Here is a 14,415-nt window from a genome sequence, read left to right on the forward strand (position 1 = left end):
CGGTGCCCGAAGGGCTACAGCCAGCCCTTCTCCCGCGCGATCCTCGCCGCCTCCGCCCTGTTGCGTACCGCGAGTTTCTGGATCGCCGTGGAGAGGTAGTTGCGGACCGTGCCCTGGGAGAGGTGCAGGGTCGCCGCCAGTTCCGCGTTGGTGGAGCCGTCGGCCGCGGCGCGCAGGACCTCGCGCTCGCGGTCGGTGAGGGGGTTGGCGCCCTCCGCCAGGGCCGCCGCGGCGAGCGTGGGGTCGATGACGCGCTCGCCGGACAGCACCTTGCGTACCGCGTCGGCGAGTTGGGCGGCGGGGGCGTCCTTGACGAGGAAGGCGTCGGCGCCGGCCTCCATGGCGCTGCGCAGATAGCCGGGACGGCCGAAGGTGGTGAGGACGACCAGCTTGATGCCGGGCAGCTCCCGGTGGAGCCGGGCCGCCGCCTCGATGCCCGTGCAGCCCGGCATCTCGATGTCGAGCAGCGCCACGTCGACGTCGTGCTCCCGTGCGGCCGCCGACACCGCGTCCCCGCGGGCGACCTGGGCGACCACCTCGATGTCGTCCTCCAGGCCGAGCAGGGCGGCCAGCGCCTCGCGGACCATCGACTGGTCCTCGGCGAGCAGGACCCTGATCGTGCCGCTCATGCCCGTGGTCCCGCTGATCCCGTGCCGTTCATGCCCCGGATCCTACGTCCGCCGGGGCGGGCGCGGGCACACGGGCGACGAGCCGGAAGCCGTGCCTGACGCGGCTCGCTTCGAGGGTGCCGCCGACGGTTTCGAGGCGCTCGGCCAGGCCGGTCAGGCCGTTGCCGGGGCCGCCGCCCGAACCGCCGGATCCGTCGTCCTCCACGGCGAGTTCGAGCACGGAGCCGTCCAGGGTCTGGCGGCGCAGCAGTTCCACGGTGCAGCGCCCGGCGCCGCTGTGCCGTACCACGTTCGTGATCGCCTCGCGCAGTACCCAGGCGAGCGCCGACTCGCTGTCCTCGGGGACGTCGGCGAGGTCCGCCTCGGCGGGCATCTGGGCGGTGACGCCCGCGGCGGCCAACGCGACCTGGGCGCCCGCGAGTTCGGTGGCCATACGGGGGCGCCGGTAGCCGCTGACGGCCTCGCGCACGTCGACCAGGGCCTGGCGGCTGACCTGTTCGATGTCGGCCACCTGCTGGGCCGCCTTGTCGGGGTGGCCGGGGAGCATCCGGCCGGCCAGCTCGCTCTTGAGCGTGATCAGGGAGAGCGAGTGACCGAGCAGGTCGTGCAGGTCGCGGGCGAGGCGCAGCCGCTCCTCGTTGGCGGCGAGCTGGGCGACGGTGGCGCGCGCCTGGCGCAACTCGACGGTGGTGCGGACGAGTTGGCTCACGCCGGTCATCGCGAACCCGACGAGCAGCACCAGCAGGATCAGGTCGTGGGCCTGCCGCACGCCGACGTGCAGCCCGATGAGCAGCATCACGGCGGCCGTCGCCGGGATCGCCCCGTACGCCGCTCGCGGCGGGAGCACCGCCCCGCAGACGACGGCCACGTAGACGAAGAGCCCCAGCCAGGCGTGGCCGAGCGTGGCGGCCAGCAGGGAGGCGAGCAGGGCGAGGACGACGATCAGGGCGGTGATCCGCCGACCGGAGAACGGGCGGCCCATGTTGCGGAAGACCAGGGCGAGATAGGCCGCGACGAAGGCCCCGAGGCCGAGCCAGCCTGCCGCGGTGGCGCCGGGGGTGTGCCGTCCGGAGACGAGGTCCTGGACCGGCGCGTTCAAGAACACCAGCCAGACGCCGATCCACAGCGTCTTGCGCAGCAGCTCGCGCCGGTTGCGGGGCGGCACCCCCACCCGCATCAGCCGCTCCGCCCGGCTCTCCTCGGCCCTCGGGTCGTCCGTCGTGATGCTCACGCCTTCAGCGTGTCCTTCCGGTACAGCCAGGCCGCGCCGCCCGCGAAGAGGACGAAGTAGACAGCGAGGACGGCGATGTCCTGGGCGCTCGGGGCCCGGCTCTGTTCGATCGCCCGCCCCAGGGCAGCGTACGCGTGTGTGGGCAGCCACTTGGCGATGTTCTGCAGCCAGCCCGGGAAGGTCGTGGACGGCATCCACAGGCCGCCGAGCATCGACAGGCCGAAGTAGGTGATCATCGTGATCGGCCGGACCGCGTCCCCGCTCGCGAGGTAGCCGAGGGCGACGCCGAGCGCGGCGAAGACCAGGCTCCCGGCCCAGATCGCGCCGGTGAGGGCGAGCCACTGCCAGGCGTCCAGGCGTACGTGCTTCACGGCCGCGGCGACGGCGAAGACGATGACGATGGACGGCAGGCTGACCACGGCCGCGCTCGCGGTCTTGGCGAGGACGTAGCCGCGCCCCGGCAGCGTGGTGAGCCTGAGCTGCCGTACCCAGCCGCTTTCGCGCTCCTTGGCGATGCGCTCGCTGTTGCCCATCAGCACGGCGGTCAGGGCGCCGAAGGAGGCCATGGAGACCATCATGTACGTCGGGACGGTGAGGCCGCTGCCATCGACCCTGGTGCTGCTGTCGGCGTTCCCCGCGATGATCAGGAACAGGGCCGAGGGGTAGATCACCGAGAAGAAGAGGAACTTGCGGTTGCGCAGGGCGCGGGTGAGCTCCAGCTTGATCAATGAGTTCATGACTGCCGGGCCTCCTCGGCCTCCGTGATGGCGACGAAGGCCTGCTCCAGGCCGAGCCCGGCGACTTCGAGGTTGCGGGGGTAGACGCCGAGGCCGTACAGGGCGTGGACGGTCGCGTCGGCGTCGGTGGACTGAATGCGGACGGTCTGGCCGCTGCCCGCGGCGGAGCCGCTGTTGGACACGGTGAGGGAGTTGAGGAAGGGCAGCGCGCGCAGGGCCGCCTCGTCGATCTCGCCCTCCAGGTCGAAGGAGACTCGCCGCGCGCCCGCCTTGGCCTTGATCTCGGCGGCGGTGCCGTCGGCGAGGAGCCGTCCGCGGTGCAGCACGAGCACCCGGTCGGCGATGGCGTCGGCCTCTTCGAGGTAGTGGGTGGCGAAGAGGACCGTACGGCCCTGTCCGGCCTGTTCGCGCATGGTGGCCCAGAAGGCCTGGCGGGAGGAGACGTCCATGCCGGTGGTCGGCTCGTCCAGGACGATCAGGTCGCTGTCGCCGGCGGTGGCGAGGGCGAAGCGCACGCGCTGGGCCTGCCCGCCGGAGAGCTTGTCGACCTTGCGGTCGGCGATGGCGGAGACGCCCGCGCGGGCCAGCACGTCGGTCACCTTGTACGGCCGCGGGTGCAACGCGCACGCCAGCCTCACCAGTTCGCCGACGGTGACCTCGTCCATCAGCCCGCCGCTCTGCAGCATGGCCCCGACCCGCCCGGCGACGATCGCCTCGCGCGGGCTGGTGCCGAAGACGTTCACCGTGCCGGTGTCGGCGTGCTTGAGGCCGAGGAGCAGGTCGAGGGTGGTGGACTTGCCGGCGCCGTTGGGGCCGAGGAGGGCGACGGTCTCGCCCGGGTGCAGGGTCAGCGTCAGGCCGTCCACGGCCCGGACCGCGCCGTAGGCCTTGCCCACCTGGTCGAACGCGACCACCGAAGCTGTCGTTGTCATACGGGACATGGTGGTCGCGGCGACGCCGGCCGGGCAGTGTCGGGCGTCCGGAGTGCCGCATGACGGATGTCATGTCATACGGCACTCCGTGCGCGTCAGCTCGGGTTGGTCTCGATGACCCCGACGCGCTGTGCCGGCGTCGTGCCGTGCAGAGCCTTGCGCAGCGCGGCGACGACGTCCTGCGGCAGGACGGCACGCTTCCCCAGGGCGCTCTGGACCTGTACGCCGTCGAAGGTGCTGCCGTACGCCGCCTTGAGCGCCGGGAGGTTGTACGTGTCCACGAGCTTGCCGTTGATGGCCTTGACGCCGAGGATCTTCGGCAGGGACAAGGCGCCGAACCGGATACTGTGCGCCGCGTCGGTCCGGACGATGGCGATGCCGGACATCGCCGGCTCGGCGAACGCCTTCAGCTCCCGGTTGACCTCGGCGTTGGAGACCGTCGGCTGCTGGATGGTCGTGGGCACGGCCACCGGGGCGGACGTGCCGGTCTCCAGCAGCTTGCGGTACGCCTGCTCGATCGCCGGGGTCGCGTGGGCGACGTCGACGCCCTTGCCGGGCTTGCCGTAGACGGGGACGGCCTTGCCGCCCTGGAACTTGATCGTGCCCTCGACGACCGAGCCGGCGCCGCCGCCGGCCGCCTGGACGGCGGCCTGGAGCTTCTCCTTGTCGATCGGCGTGTTCGGGTCGACGAGCCGCTCGTTGCCGAAGAGCGAGCCGATCACGGTGATCGGGTTGTAGTCGCTCTGCGCGGCCACGTCGACCGTGCCCTGCATGTCGAACTGCAGGCCCGCCTGGTCCGGCCGCAGCGCCACCGTCTTCCCGCCCACCGACAGCCTCAGCGGCTTGTTCAGCCTGCTGTCGAAGGCGTCGTCGAGCTTCTTGACTGCGTCGTCACGGGTGCCGCCGCCGATGTCGACCCCGAGCACGGTGGTGCCCTTGGGCACGTCGGAGTGGTTCATCAGCAGCCCGGCGCCGTAGAGGAGACCGGCCGCGACGACCACACCGGCGGCGATGAGCACCAGCTTGTTGCGGCCCTTCTTCTTGGGCTTGGCCTGCGACGTGCTCCGCGCGTACGACGACCTGGCATCGGTACTCGCGCCCGCCGCGAACGGCGAGTTGGCGCCCGTCGGGGCGATCGGCATGCCGCTGGTGACGGTGTGCCCGGAGACGTTGTCCGCCACGAAGCCGTAGGGCGTCTCCGGTTCGGGCGCCCGCTTCTGCGGGGTGAGGATCGCGGTGTCGTCGCTCAGGCCGCCGCCGGGGCCGGTCCCCGTGGCACCCGGGCCGACGGACGGACGGGGGAAGGACTCGCCGGGCTTCGCGCCGAGGCCGCCCGTGCCGGCCCCGTCGGACGGCGCCAGCGGGCCGTCGCCGGTGACCCCGACGGTCGGGCCCGCGGGACCCTTCGCACCGCCCGGCCGGCCCGGCGCACCGGGTCCGCCCGGACCGCCCTGCTCGTTCTCCGAGAAGAACGGCAGGTCGTCGCGGCGCGAGCCGCTGCCGCGCGGGCCCGAGGCCAGCGCCTCGGTCACGTCGAAGGAACCGGTGCCGCCGCCGTGCCCGGGAGCCACCGGGCCGCCCGTGGCGCCGGGCAGCCCCGAACCGTTCGTACCGCTCGTGCCACCGGACCTGGAACCGCCCGGCGCGCTCATGGAGCCGACGACACCACCGGGACGACCGCCACCCGGCCGCGCGCCACCGGAGGCACCCGCGCCCGCACCGGGCGTCGCCGCCGAACCGCCCTGCAGCCCGGCCCCGTTCGTGCCGCCGCCCTGGCCGCCGTTGCCCGCGCCGCCCCTGCGGGGCGCGAACCAGTCGCTCCGCTTCTCGTCGCCCTGGGCCGAGGCCTGGGCGGGAGCGTCGACGTTGCCGGTGGAGGACATGGGGGGCTCCGGCTGCGCGGCCGAACGACCCCGCCCCGCTCCCGTGTCCCCGTCGGAGGGGCCCTCCCCGCCCGCGACGGGCGTGCGGACGACCACCGGCGGGATGGGCCGCGAACCCGGGATGTTGATGCGGACCCGGGTCGTCAGTGTGGTCTCGGTCTTGCGGTCCTCCGGCTGCGCGGCCGAACGACCCGCGTTCCCAGCATCGTCGGAAGCCAGGGGGGTCCCGTACGGCGGCGTGCCCGAAGGGTATGAGGATCCGCCGTACCCGTTGGGGCCGGAGGACGGAGTGTCAGTTTCACGACTCAAGGCAGGTTCTCCCGATTGGCTCCACCGCGTGTCACGACCACGCTCGGGCGGCGGCTCGGCGGCGCGCACCACCATACTGGCCACTTCTGGCCGGTAAACCACGGCCGCCGAGGAAACTCACACCGGTCCCGCACGCACGTCCGCGGGCGAATGGGTACGTCACTTGCCAAGTCGGACGCCGTCACCACCCGGCCGCCGCCCCTGCCCCAGGGTGGCGCAGATCACACTCAGGGCCATGCCGCCCAGCAGGAAGAGATAGGAGCCGCCTCCCGCGCCGAAGAGGAAGTCTCCCTCGGGGCGGCTGGCGGTGAGCAGGACGACGGTGACGACCCACCCGGCCGCGGGCGCGACCGCCCCCGCGCGGCTGCCGGTGGCACGCGACCCGCCGTAGAACAGCCCGGCGGCGCCCGCCAGCGCGAGCAGCAGCCCGCCCGGGAACCAGGCGCCCTGCACCAGCGCCCCGGCCACCCCGACCACGATGCCGAGCAGGAACAGCCCGAGGTAGGCCGCGATCCGTCCGGCGGACGGCGGCTTCAGCGGCTGCGCGAGCATGGACCCGCGCCCGTCCGGCACGCTCATGACGCCTCCCCGGCCTCGACCCCGGCGAACAGATCGGCCTCCGTCACGGCCGGCCGCTCACCGCTCACCAACTCGTAGTACTCGGTGGTGAAGAGGGGCTGGGCCAGCTCGTTGGAGAGCGCGAAGTACGGCTCGGCCACCTCGATCTGCGTGGCGTGGGCCCGCATGGCGGCGGCCTTGGCGGCGGCGTGGGCGGTGCCGTCGACGGCGGTGGTCACGCGGTCACCCTCGACTACACCCGGTACGTCCTCGACGGCGGCCGACTTCGCGAACGGCAACCCCGGCAGCTCGTCCCGGAGCCGGGCGAAGGCGTCCTCGGCGACGGTGCGCGGGAGGCGGTTCCAGTAGACCTTGGCGATCCGGTGCCCCGCCTCGGCGGCCAGCTCCACGGCGCGCATGGCGACGCGGTGCGCCTGGATGTGGTCGGGGTGGCCGTAGCCGCCGTTGTCGTCATAGGTGACGAGGACCTGGGGGCGGACCTCCAGGATCACCTCGACGAGCTGCCGGGCGGCCTCGTCGACGTCGGCCCGCCAGAAGCAGTCCGGGTTGTCGTTGTCGGCGGTGTCCATCATCCCGGAGTCCTGGTAGGCGCCCGGTCCGCCGAGCGACCGGACGTCGTCCACGCCCAGCTCGCGCATCGCGGCGGCGAGCTCACGCAGGCGGTACTCGCCCAGGCCGGCCCCGGTGAGATGCCGCAGCGCGGGCGGAATGACCTCACCCCGCTCCCCCAGGGTGCAGGTGACCAGCGTCACGTGCGCGCCCTCGGCCGCGTACTTGGCCATGGTCGCGCCGTTGTTGATCGACTCGTCGTCCGGGTGCGCGTGCACCAGCAGCAGCCGCCGAGCAGGGAGGTCCGTCATGGGACCAGCCTACGAGGCGACGGCCACGGGCCATCTCCCCACCCGTCACCGCTTGCCGTCGAGCACCTCACCACGCGGCCTCGACCATGTGCAGTGGCAATCACCGCAGCGCGTGACCTCTGCGCGGCGTGTCCCATCGGCGTCCCGCGCACGGCAGCGGGAAGGCTTCCTCCATGCACGACGTACTGCACGCGGTACTGCACGCGCTGTCGATCACCGGATCGATGATCTGGGAGATCACCTGGGCCCTGATCCTCGGCTTCGCTCTGTCCGCCGTGGTCCAGGCGGTCGTCCGCAAGTCCACCGTCGTCTCCCTCCTCGGCGACGACAGCCCGCGCACCCTGGCGACCGCCGCCGGCCTCGGCGCGGCCTCGTCCTCGTGCTCCTACGCCGCGGTGGCCCTGGCCCGCTCGCTGTTCCGCAAGGGCGCCGACTTCACCGCCGCGATGGCCTTCGAGATCGCCTCGACCAACCTGGTCGTCGAACTCGGAGTCATCCTGGCCCTGTTGATGGGCTGGCAGTTCACGCTGGCGGAGTTCGTGGGCGGCCCCCTCATGATCGCTGTCTTGGCGGTGCTGTTCCGCCTGTTCCTGCACGCCGGGCTGCTGCACCAGGCACGCGAGCAGGCCGAGCGGGGGCTGGCCGGCTCGATGGAAGGGCACGCGGCGATGGACATGTCCGTCCAGCGCACAGGGTCCTTCGTCCGTCGGCTGCTCTCCCCCGAGGGCTTGACCTCCACGAGCCATGTCTTCGTCATGGAATGGGCGGCGATCCTGCGCGACCTGGTCGTCGGCCTGCTCATCGCCGGCGCCATCGCCGCGTGGGTGCCGGACTCCTTCTGGAGCAAGTTCTTCTTCGAGGGCCATCCGCTGGCGTCCAAGCTGTGGGGCCCCCTCATCGGCCCGCTGGTCTCGATCGCCTCGTTCGTCTGCTCGATCGGCAACGTGCCGCTGGCGGTGGTGCTGTGGAAGGGCGGCATCAGCTTCGGCGGTGTCGTCGCGTTCATCTTCGCCGACCTTCTGATCCTGCCGATCCTCAACATCTACCGGAAGTACTACGGCACGAGGATGGCCTTCTTCCTGCTCGGCACGTTCTACGTCGCCATGGTGGTCGCCGGGTACGTGGTCGAGTTCGTCTTCGGCGGCCTGGGCCTCGTCCCCGACCAGGCGGACGCGAAGATCCCCATGGAAGGCGTCACCTGGAACTACACCACCTGGCTCAACATCGCCTTCCTCCTGCTGGCAGCGGCCCTTGTCGCACGGTTCTTCCGCACCGGCGGCATGGCGATGCTCCGCATGATGGGCGGCTCACCCGCCGAAGAACACAGCAGCTGACGTCCACCCGGGACTCAGCCGTCGGCAGCGCGCAGTTTCGTCACAGCTCGGTCTCGTCGCCGTAGCGCGGCAGGTCGTCCGTCGGGATCGTCCATTCGCCGATGGTGACCCCCTCGCCGTAGACGAAGTCCTTACGAGTGGCATAGCGCGGGCCCGCGGGGGTGGAGTGGATGTCGGTGAGGACGGCGCCGGTGCCGGTGCGGGGGTCGAAGATCGCGTAGACGGGGATGCCGAGCAGTGGATAGTCCCGCATCTTGCCGACCCAGTCGTTGTCCGGATTCGAGCGCGAGACGACCTCGATGGCGGCGATGAGGGTGCGAGGATCGAAGGAACCGTCGACGTCCATGTCCGCTTCGGCGATCACCATGACGTCTGGGCGGCGCATGATGCCCTCGGGCTCGTTCTCGACGTCGGGCTCACCGGTGTGGGCCACGATCTCCTCCGGCATCACCTTCTCCAGGCGTTTGCGGAGGCGCAGTGCCGTCAGCTCGTGGCGACCGCTGGGCGACATCATGTCGTGGACGATCCCTTCCTTGGTGATCTCGAATTTCCCCGGGAGGGTGTCGTCCGTGGACTGAACGAAGTCCCGCATGGCCCGGTACATGTGCGAGGTGTCCCGCTGCGCGTCGTCCGAGGCGATGGTCATGGCGCTCGCTCCTCGTCGTCTGTACCCGGCGGAAAGGATCGTCACGTTCATGCTAGGCGGCCTCCAACGGATCGGGGCGGCAGTCGCGGCAGCGGCCGGGGTGAGGTGCACGGAAGGCGCGGTCACAGCTGTCACAGTTCTGAAGTGGGTGTCGGACGTCCGGCGGCGGGGCTTGTGCACGGAACGGCGGCGGGGGTGGCAGTTGGACGCGGAGGCGGTGGGCCAGTAGGGCGGCGGGGCGGCGCAGGCCCTCGGGCGGCAGGTCGGCGATCAACGCGTGGCGTACGGCGCCAGGACTGACGTCCCGCTCCAGCCAGGCCGCGACGCCCGGCGCGAGGTGGGCGGTGTCGCAGGCGGAGAGGAGGAGACGGGGGGCGTGGCGGCGGAGGTCCGCCAGGAGGTCGGTGGCCTTCTGGAGGAGGGCGGGAGCGGGGTACGCAGGACACGGGACCGCGGGGAGCGGCTTGTGGGGCGTGCGCTTCTTCGGGGGTGGGGCCGGTCGGGTGGGGGCGGGGCAGTCGGGCTGGTCCTCCGGGCGGTGGCGTCCGGGCTGGTTGCAGGAGATCGTGCGGGTGACGATGCGGCCACCGGGGACGCGTACGCGCTCGCGGCGCAGGTAGCCGTGGGCCTCCAGCTCGCGCAGGGCTGCGGCGATACGGGTCGCGCCCTCGGGGAAGCGTGCGGTGAGCGTCTTGATGTCGACGCGGGCACCTGCGGGGAGCGACTGGATGTGGACGCCCAGTCCGATCGCCAGGCCCGACAGCTTTGGGTGCTGGGCGAGGTGGTTCCCGATCACCGTGAAGCGGGTGGAGTGGCGGGAGTTGTCGTGAGTGAGGCCGCCGCCGGAACCGGTGTGCGGATGCCGCCGGTTCGGGTGGTTGTCGGCGGCAGGGCGGGACTGGGTGCGCGCGGGCGCGCTAGGATTTCGCGTATCCATCAGGGAAGTTGAAGCCTTCCTCGGTGGTCAGGCCCTCGCACTGGGATGTCCGTCCCGGCGGGGGCCGTCTCATGTTTGCGGTTGTGTTGCGCCAAACGTAAGGCAGGCAAAGGGCCACATATCCAGTCGAGTTGGCGATGTTCACTCGCCCGGGTGAGCGGCTGCCGCGGGAGCGGGAGGGCCGGGTGGGGCTTGGTACGGGTTCTTTCTCCCTCGTGTTCCTTGGGGAAGGTCGCCCGTCGCACCGGAGCTCAGGAGAGTGGGTGCCGGTGCCAGATTCAACTCCGCCCAGACCGTCTTGCGTGGATGCCGACCCTGGGATACGCCCCATCGGTCGGCGAGCGCCTCGACGAGGACGAGCCCTCGGCCTGACTCGGCGTCGTCGGCCGGGACTTGAGGGCAGGGCGTCAGGTCCCCACAGGTATCCGTCACCTCGATGCGCAGGGTGTGCGCGAGGACGTAGACGGTGAGCAGGAAATCCCGTCCGGGTACGCGGCCGTGCGTGACCGCGTTGGCCGCGAGCTCGGCGACCAGCTGTCGCGCCAGGTCCAACGGCAGCCCCCAGATACGGAGTTGCTCCGCCGCGAGCAGTCGGGCGAGACGGGCCCCACGCGGCGTGGGAGACAGACGCAGACTGAATTCGTGGATCACGTCACTCAGAGTGGCCGCGCGCGCCTACCGTGAACAGTGACGAAGCCACTGCGTACGGTGACTGTCCGGGGCTTGTCCAGCCGTGTCCGGACTGTCGGAAGGGGTGCGGGATGACGGTGGCGCAGCAGCTCGGGAGCGAGGCGGACGATCCGGGTTGGGAGGTCGACCCGGACGACGACTGGGGCATCGCCGTCATCGCCACGGTGGGCCGCCAACTCAGGCTGCGCCGCGAGGCGGTGGGAATGCGGGCCCCCGACTTCGGCGAGGCGGTCGGGTACGGCGAGGACATGGTCTACAAGATCGAGGGCGGCAAGCGGATTCCCCGACCCGAGTATCTGGACAGGGCGGACGAGGTGTTAGGGGCCGGGGGCTTGCTCTCGGCGATGAAGGAGGACGTACGGAAGGTTCGGTGCCCGAAGAAGGTGCGGGACTTGGCTCAGCTGGAGGCGCGGGCGGTCGAACTACAGCTGTACGACCCCCTGCACGTTCATGGGCTGCTACAGACAGCGGAGTACGCAGGCGGCCTGCTCATGATGCGGCGCCCTGCCTACACCGAGGACGAGGTGGAGCGATTCATCGCGGCCCGGGTGGCCCGCAAGTCCGTCTTCGAGCGAGACCCTGCGCCCGAAGTGAGCTTCGTCCTGGAGGAGTGGACACTGCGACGTCCGCTTGGCGGCAAACCGGCCTTGCGCCGCCAGCTCGAACACCTGCTGGATGCAGGGAAGTTGCGTAACGTCGAGCTTCAGGTCATGCCCATGGATCGCGAGGAGCACGCCGGCGTGGACGGAGGGATCGAAGTCCTGAAGTTCGCCGACGGCTCCGCGGTGGGACGCTCCCCAGCCGTGGCATGCGGCCGACCACTGTCGGAGCCCAGGCAGCTCCGTATCCTTGAACTGCGGTATGGCATCATCCGAGCCCAGGCCCTCACACGCCTGAGTCGATGACCTTCATCGAACAACTGCTGGGGGAAACATGACGCGCAACGCATTCGAGCTGGCGTGGTTCAAGAGCAGCTACAGCAGCGGCAGCGAGGGCGACTCCTGCGTCGAGGTCGCCGAAGGCCCCCGTTCCGTCCTCATCCGCGACTCGAAGCAGTCCGACGGCCCCCGGCTCACGCTGAATCCGAAGGCCTGGGCCAACTTCGTCGCGTACGTCAGAACTTGATGCTTCCGATCATGCTGGCGACGTTCGTCGTGAGTTCGTGGATCGTGGGAGCGACCGTCGAAGACGCGAGATAGAAGCCGAGTAGGACGCAGACGGCCGCGTGGCCGCCCTTCAGCCCTGACTTCTTGATCATCAGGAAGACGATGATCGCCAGCAGCACCACCGCCGAAATCGAGAGTGCCACGGCGGTTCACCTCCAAAGATCCCGGGGACACGGGGGGTTCGGACTATGGGGGTCGTCGGTCGGTAGATCGGTCAAGCACATCCATGCGCGAGCCAGCAAGCTCATACCCACGAAGCGGTAGTGATCATAACTATCCGGTCTCGCGCATCGCTCGGCGCACAGCCGCACAAGGGGGCGCATGGCCAATATGGTCAGGGCATGACGACCGAGCCTGACTCTTTCCCCCGCCGGCACGCGCGCACCCAGCGTTTCACCCTCGGCGCGCCGCGTTCGTTCACCGTGGCCCCCGACGGGTCGCGTGTCGCGTTCCTGCGGTCCCGTTCCGGCACCGACCGGAGCAACTCCCTCTGGATTCTTGATGTGTCGGACGGCACGGAGCACGTCGCGGCCGATCCGGACGCCCTGCTGGGCGGTGCCGGGGAGGACCTGTCGCCCGAGGAGCGGGCGCGCCGTGAGCGCAGCCGGGAGGGCGGCGCCGGCATCGTCGGCTACGCCACCGACAGCGCCCTGGAGCTGGCGGCCTTCGCCTTGTCGGGGCGGCTCTTCGCCGCGGAGCTGCGGGCCGGTACGGCGCGCGAACTCCCCGTGCCCGGACCGGTGATCGATCCGCGCCCCTCCCCCGACGGGCGTCACGTTGCGTACGTGAACAACGGTTCCCTGCGGGTGGTGGGCGCCGAGGGCGACGGTGACCGGGCCCTGGCCGAACCGGATTCGGACGGCGTGTCGTACGGACTGGCCGAGTTCATCGCGGCCGAGGAAATGGGGCGTTCGCGCGGATATTGGTGGGCGCCGGAATCGGACCGGCTGCTGGTGGCGCGGGTGGACGACACGCCGGTGCAGCGGTGGTGGATCGCCGACCCGGCCCGTCCGGAGCGTGAGCCGGAACACGTCGCGTACCCGGCGGCGGGCACCCCCAACGCGGATGTACGGCTGTTCGTGATCGGCCTCGACGGGGCGCGCACGGAGGTCGTCTGGGACCGTGAGCGCTATCCGTATCTGGCCCATGTGCACTGGTCGGAGGCGGGGGCGCCGCTCCTCCTGGTGCAGGCGCGAGACCAGCGCAGCCAGCTGTTCCTGGCCGTGGACCCGGACACGGGGGCGACCCGGATGGTGCACGCCGACGAAGATCCAACATGGCTTGAACTTTTCGGTGGAGTGCCCGCCTGGACCCCCTCGGGACAGCTGGTCCGGATCGCCGACGAGGGCGGTGCACGCGTGCTCGCGGTGGGTGAACGCCCGCTGACGGGAGCCCAGTTGCAGGTCCGCTCGGTGCTCGACGTCGCCGCCGATGACGTGCTGGTCTCGGCGTCGGCGGGCGAGGAGGCCGAGTCGCCGGAGACCGGCGAGGTGCACGTGTACCGGGTCAACGAGCTCGGCGTGGAGCGCGTGTCGCAGGAGCCCGGCGTGCACACGGCGGTGCGTGCGGGGGGCGTGACCGTGCTGGTCTCCGCCACGCTCGACCGTCCCGGCGCCCAGGTGCAGGTGCTGCGTGACGGAAAACCGGCGGCCACTGTCCGGTCGCACGCCGAAGACCCCGGTCTGTCCCCGCGCGTGACCCTCACCGAGGGGGGCGCACGCCGAATTCCGTGCGCCGTGCTTATGCCTCGGGACTACGACTCTGACACTCCCCTTCCGGTTTTGCTGGACCCGTACGGGGGTCCGCACGGCCAGCGTGTGGCCGCCTCGCACAACGCGTACCTGACCTCGCAGTGGTTCGCCGACCAGGGCTTCGCGGTGATCGTCGCCGACGGCCGCGGCACCCCCGGCCGCTCCCCGGCCTGGGAGAAGGCGGTCCGCGACGACCTCACCGTCTCCCTCGACGACCAGATCGAGGCGCTCCAGGACCTCGCCGGGCGCTTCCCCCTCGACCTGTCCCGAGTGGCCATCCGCGGCTGGTCGTACGGCGGTTGGCTCGCGGCGCTGGCCGTGCTGCGCCGCCCCGACGTCTTCCACGCCGGCATCGCCGGCGCCCCGGTCACCGACTGGAGCCTCTACGACACCCAGTACACGGAGCGGTACCTGGGCGACCCGGCCACCAACCCGGCGGCGTACGCGAAGAGTTCCCTCGTCACCGACGACGGCCTGTCCGACCCCGCCGAGCCGCACCGCCCGCTGATGATCGTGCACGGCCTGGCCGACGACAACGTGGTGGTCGCCCACTCGCTGCGCCTGTCCTCCGCTTTGCTGGCCGCGGGCCGCCCGCACGAGGTGCTCCCGCTGTCCGGCGTCACCCACATGACCCCGCAGGAGCAGGTGGCGGAGAACCTCCTGCTGCTCCAGGTGGACTTCCTCAAGCGGTCGTTGGCGTAGGGGCGCTACGCCGCGCCGGCGGGCCGGGG

14 protein-coding genes and 1 pseudogene are annotated in these 14,415 nt (G+C 71.2%); 4 read left to right on the forward strand and 11 right to left on the reverse strand.

Annotation, left to right across the window (positions count from 1 at the left end):
- Positions 1-14: 14 nt before the first annotated feature.
- From ABZ910_RS11240 to mshB, 7 genes are all read right to left on the reverse strand, one after another.
- A complete protein-coding gene (locus tag ABZ910_RS11240) occupies positions 15-629 on the reverse strand; it encodes a response regulator transcription factor (RefSeq protein ID WP_361361964.1) in 615 nt (204 codons plus the stop codon).
- 28 nt (positions 630-657) lie between these two features.
- Positions 658-1,806 carry a histidine kinase gene (locus ABZ910_RS11245; RefSeq protein ID WP_361362272.1) on the reverse strand — a complete coding sequence of 383 codons (1,149 nt, stop codon included), beginning with the start codon at positions 1,804-1,806 and terminating at the stop codon, positions 658-660.
- 50 nt (positions 1,807-1,856) lie between these two features.
- Entirely contained in the window at positions 1,857-2,597 is a 741-nt protein-coding gene (locus ABZ910_RS11250; protein ID WP_361361966.1) for an ABC transporter permease, read from the reverse strand.
- Positions 2,594-3,529: an ABC transporter ATP-binding protein gene (locus tag ABZ910_RS11255; RefSeq protein WP_361361968.1), complete on the reverse strand. Its 936-nt coding sequence runs from the start codon at positions 3,527-3,529 to the stop codon at positions 2,594-2,596. The genes ABZ910_RS11250 and ABZ910_RS11255 overlap by 4 nt, the downstream gene beginning before the upstream one ends.
- Before the next feature lie 95 nt (positions 3,530-3,624).
- Positions 3,625-5,721, reverse strand: a complete 2,097-nt coding sequence (locus ABZ910_RS11260; protein WP_361361970.1) for a hypothetical protein — start codon at positions 5,719-5,721, stop codon at positions 3,625-3,627.
- 159 nt (positions 5,722-5,880) lie between these two features.
- The gene (locus ABZ910_RS11265; protein ID WP_361361972.1) at positions 5,881-6,300 is read right to left on the reverse strand and encodes a DUF6113 family protein; all 420 of its coding nucleotides are present in this window, start codon (positions 6,298-6,300) and stop codon (positions 5,881-5,883) included.
- Complete coding sequence (gene mshB, locus ABZ910_RS11270) at positions 6,297-7,160, reverse strand: N-acetyl-1-D-myo-inositol-2-amino-2-deoxy-alpha-D-glucopyranoside deacetylase (protein ID WP_361361974.1); 864 nt, start codon at positions 7,158-7,160, stop codon at positions 6,297-6,299. The genes ABZ910_RS11265 and mshB overlap by 4 nt, the downstream gene beginning before the upstream one ends.
- A 185-nt stretch (positions 7,161-7,345) precedes the next feature.
- On the opposite strand from mshB, the gene ABZ910_RS11275 reads away from it, so the two are divergent.
- The gene (locus ABZ910_RS11275) at positions 7,346-8,494 is read left to right on the forward strand and encodes a permease (RefSeq protein ID WP_361362275.1); all 1,149 of its coding nucleotides are present in this window, start codon (positions 7,346-7,348) and stop codon (positions 8,492-8,494) included.
- A gap of 40 nt (positions 8,495-8,534) precedes the next feature.
- Here ABZ910_RS11275 and ABZ910_RS11280 read toward each other — a convergent pair whose 3' ends face one another.
- The 3 genes from ABZ910_RS11280 to ABZ910_RS11290 form a co-directional block, all read right to left on the reverse strand.
- The gene (locus ABZ910_RS11280; RefSeq protein WP_361361976.1) at positions 8,535-9,140 is read right to left on the reverse strand and encodes a Uma2 family endonuclease; all 606 of its coding nucleotides are present in this window, start codon (positions 9,138-9,140) and stop codon (positions 8,535-8,537) included.
- A gap of 52 nt (positions 9,141-9,192) precedes the next feature.
- Positions 9,193-10,077: a helix-turn-helix domain-containing protein gene (locus ABZ910_RS11285; protein ID WP_361361978.1), complete on the reverse strand. Its 885-nt coding sequence runs from the start codon at positions 10,075-10,077 to the stop codon at positions 9,193-9,195.
- Positions 10,078-10,218: 141 nt separating this feature from the next.
- Positions 10,219-10,728, reverse strand: a complete 510-nt coding sequence (locus tag ABZ910_RS11290) for an ATP-binding protein (protein ID WP_361361980.1) — start codon at positions 10,726-10,728, stop codon at positions 10,219-10,221.
- A gap of 110 nt (positions 10,729-10,838) precedes the next feature.
- Between ABZ910_RS11290 and ABZ910_RS11295 the strand changes: the two are divergent.
- Together ABZ910_RS11295 and ABZ910_RS11300 are read left to right on the forward strand one after the other, a co-directional pair.
- Positions 10,839-11,704, forward strand: a pseudogene (locus ABZ910_RS11295) (helix-turn-helix transcriptional regulator).
- Positions 11,701-11,892, forward strand: coding sequence for a DUF397 domain-containing protein (locus ABZ910_RS11300; protein ID WP_361361982.1), 192 nt, complete (start codon positions 11,701-11,703; stop codon positions 11,890-11,892). Before ABZ910_RS11295 ends, ABZ910_RS11300 begins: the two are co-directional and overlap by 4 nt.
- Here ABZ910_RS11300 and ABZ910_RS11305 read toward each other — a convergent pair.
- Complete coding sequence (locus tag ABZ910_RS11305) at positions 11,882-12,076, reverse strand: hypothetical protein (protein WP_361361984.1); 195 nt, start codon at positions 12,074-12,076, stop codon at positions 11,882-11,884. The two genes, ABZ910_RS11300 and ABZ910_RS11305, sit on opposite strands and share 11 nt — an antisense overlap.
- Positions 12,077-12,274: 198 nt before the next feature.
- Here ABZ910_RS11305 and ABZ910_RS11310 point away from each other — a divergent pair, with 198 nt between their 5' ends.
- Positions 12,275-14,386, forward strand: a complete 2,112-nt coding sequence (locus ABZ910_RS11310) for a prolyl oligopeptidase family serine peptidase (protein WP_361361986.1) — start codon at positions 12,275-12,277, stop codon at positions 14,384-14,386.
- Positions 14,387-14,415 lie beyond the last annotated feature (29 nt).

The organism is Streptomyces sp. NPDC046805 (genome assembly GCF_040645355.1).
Lineage (GTDB): Bacteria > Actinomycetota > Actinomycetes > Streptomycetales > Streptomycetaceae > Streptomyces.

Excerpts from the sequence above, each read along its gene's own strand:
- ABZ910_RS11240 (WP_361361964.1), bottom strand. The coding sequence starts at position 629 with ATGAGCGGCACGATCAGGGTCCTGCTCGCCGAGGACCAGTCGATGGTC.
- ABZ910_RS11245 (WP_361362272.1), bottom strand. The coding sequence starts at position 1,806 with ATGCGGGTGGGGGTGCCGCCCCGCAACCGGCGCGAGCTGCTGCGCAAG.
- ABZ910_RS11250 (WP_361361966.1), bottom strand. The coding sequence starts at position 2,597 with ATGAACTCATTGATCAAGCTGGAGCTCACCCGCGCCCTGCGCAACCGC.
- ABZ910_RS11255 (WP_361361968.1), bottom strand. The coding sequence starts at position 3,529 with ATGACAACGACAGCTTCGGTGGTCGCGTTCGACCAGGTGGGCAAGGCC.
- ABZ910_RS11265 (WP_361361972.1), bottom strand. The coding sequence starts at position 6,300 with ATGAGCGTGCCGGACGGGCGCGGGTCCATGCTCGCGCAGCCGCTGAAG.
- mshB (WP_361361974.1), bottom strand. The coding sequence starts at position 7,160 with ATGACGGACCTCCCTGCTCGGCGGCTGCTGCTGGTGCACGCGCACCCG.
- ABZ910_RS11280 (WP_361361976.1), bottom strand. The coding sequence starts at position 9,140 with ATGACCATCGCCTCGGACGACGCGCAGCGGGACACCTCGCACATGTAC.
- ABZ910_RS11285 (WP_361361978.1), bottom strand. The coding sequence starts at position 10,077 with ATGGATACGCGAAATCCTAGCGCGCCCGCGCGCACCCAGTCCCGCCCT.
- ABZ910_RS11300 (WP_361361982.1), top strand. The coding sequence starts at position 11,701 with ATGACGCGCAACGCATTCGAGCTGGCGTGGTTCAAGAGCAGCTACAGC.
- ABZ910_RS11310 (WP_361361986.1), top strand. The coding sequence starts at position 12,275 with ATGACGACCGAGCCTGACTCTTTCCCCCGCCGGCACGCGCGCACCCAG.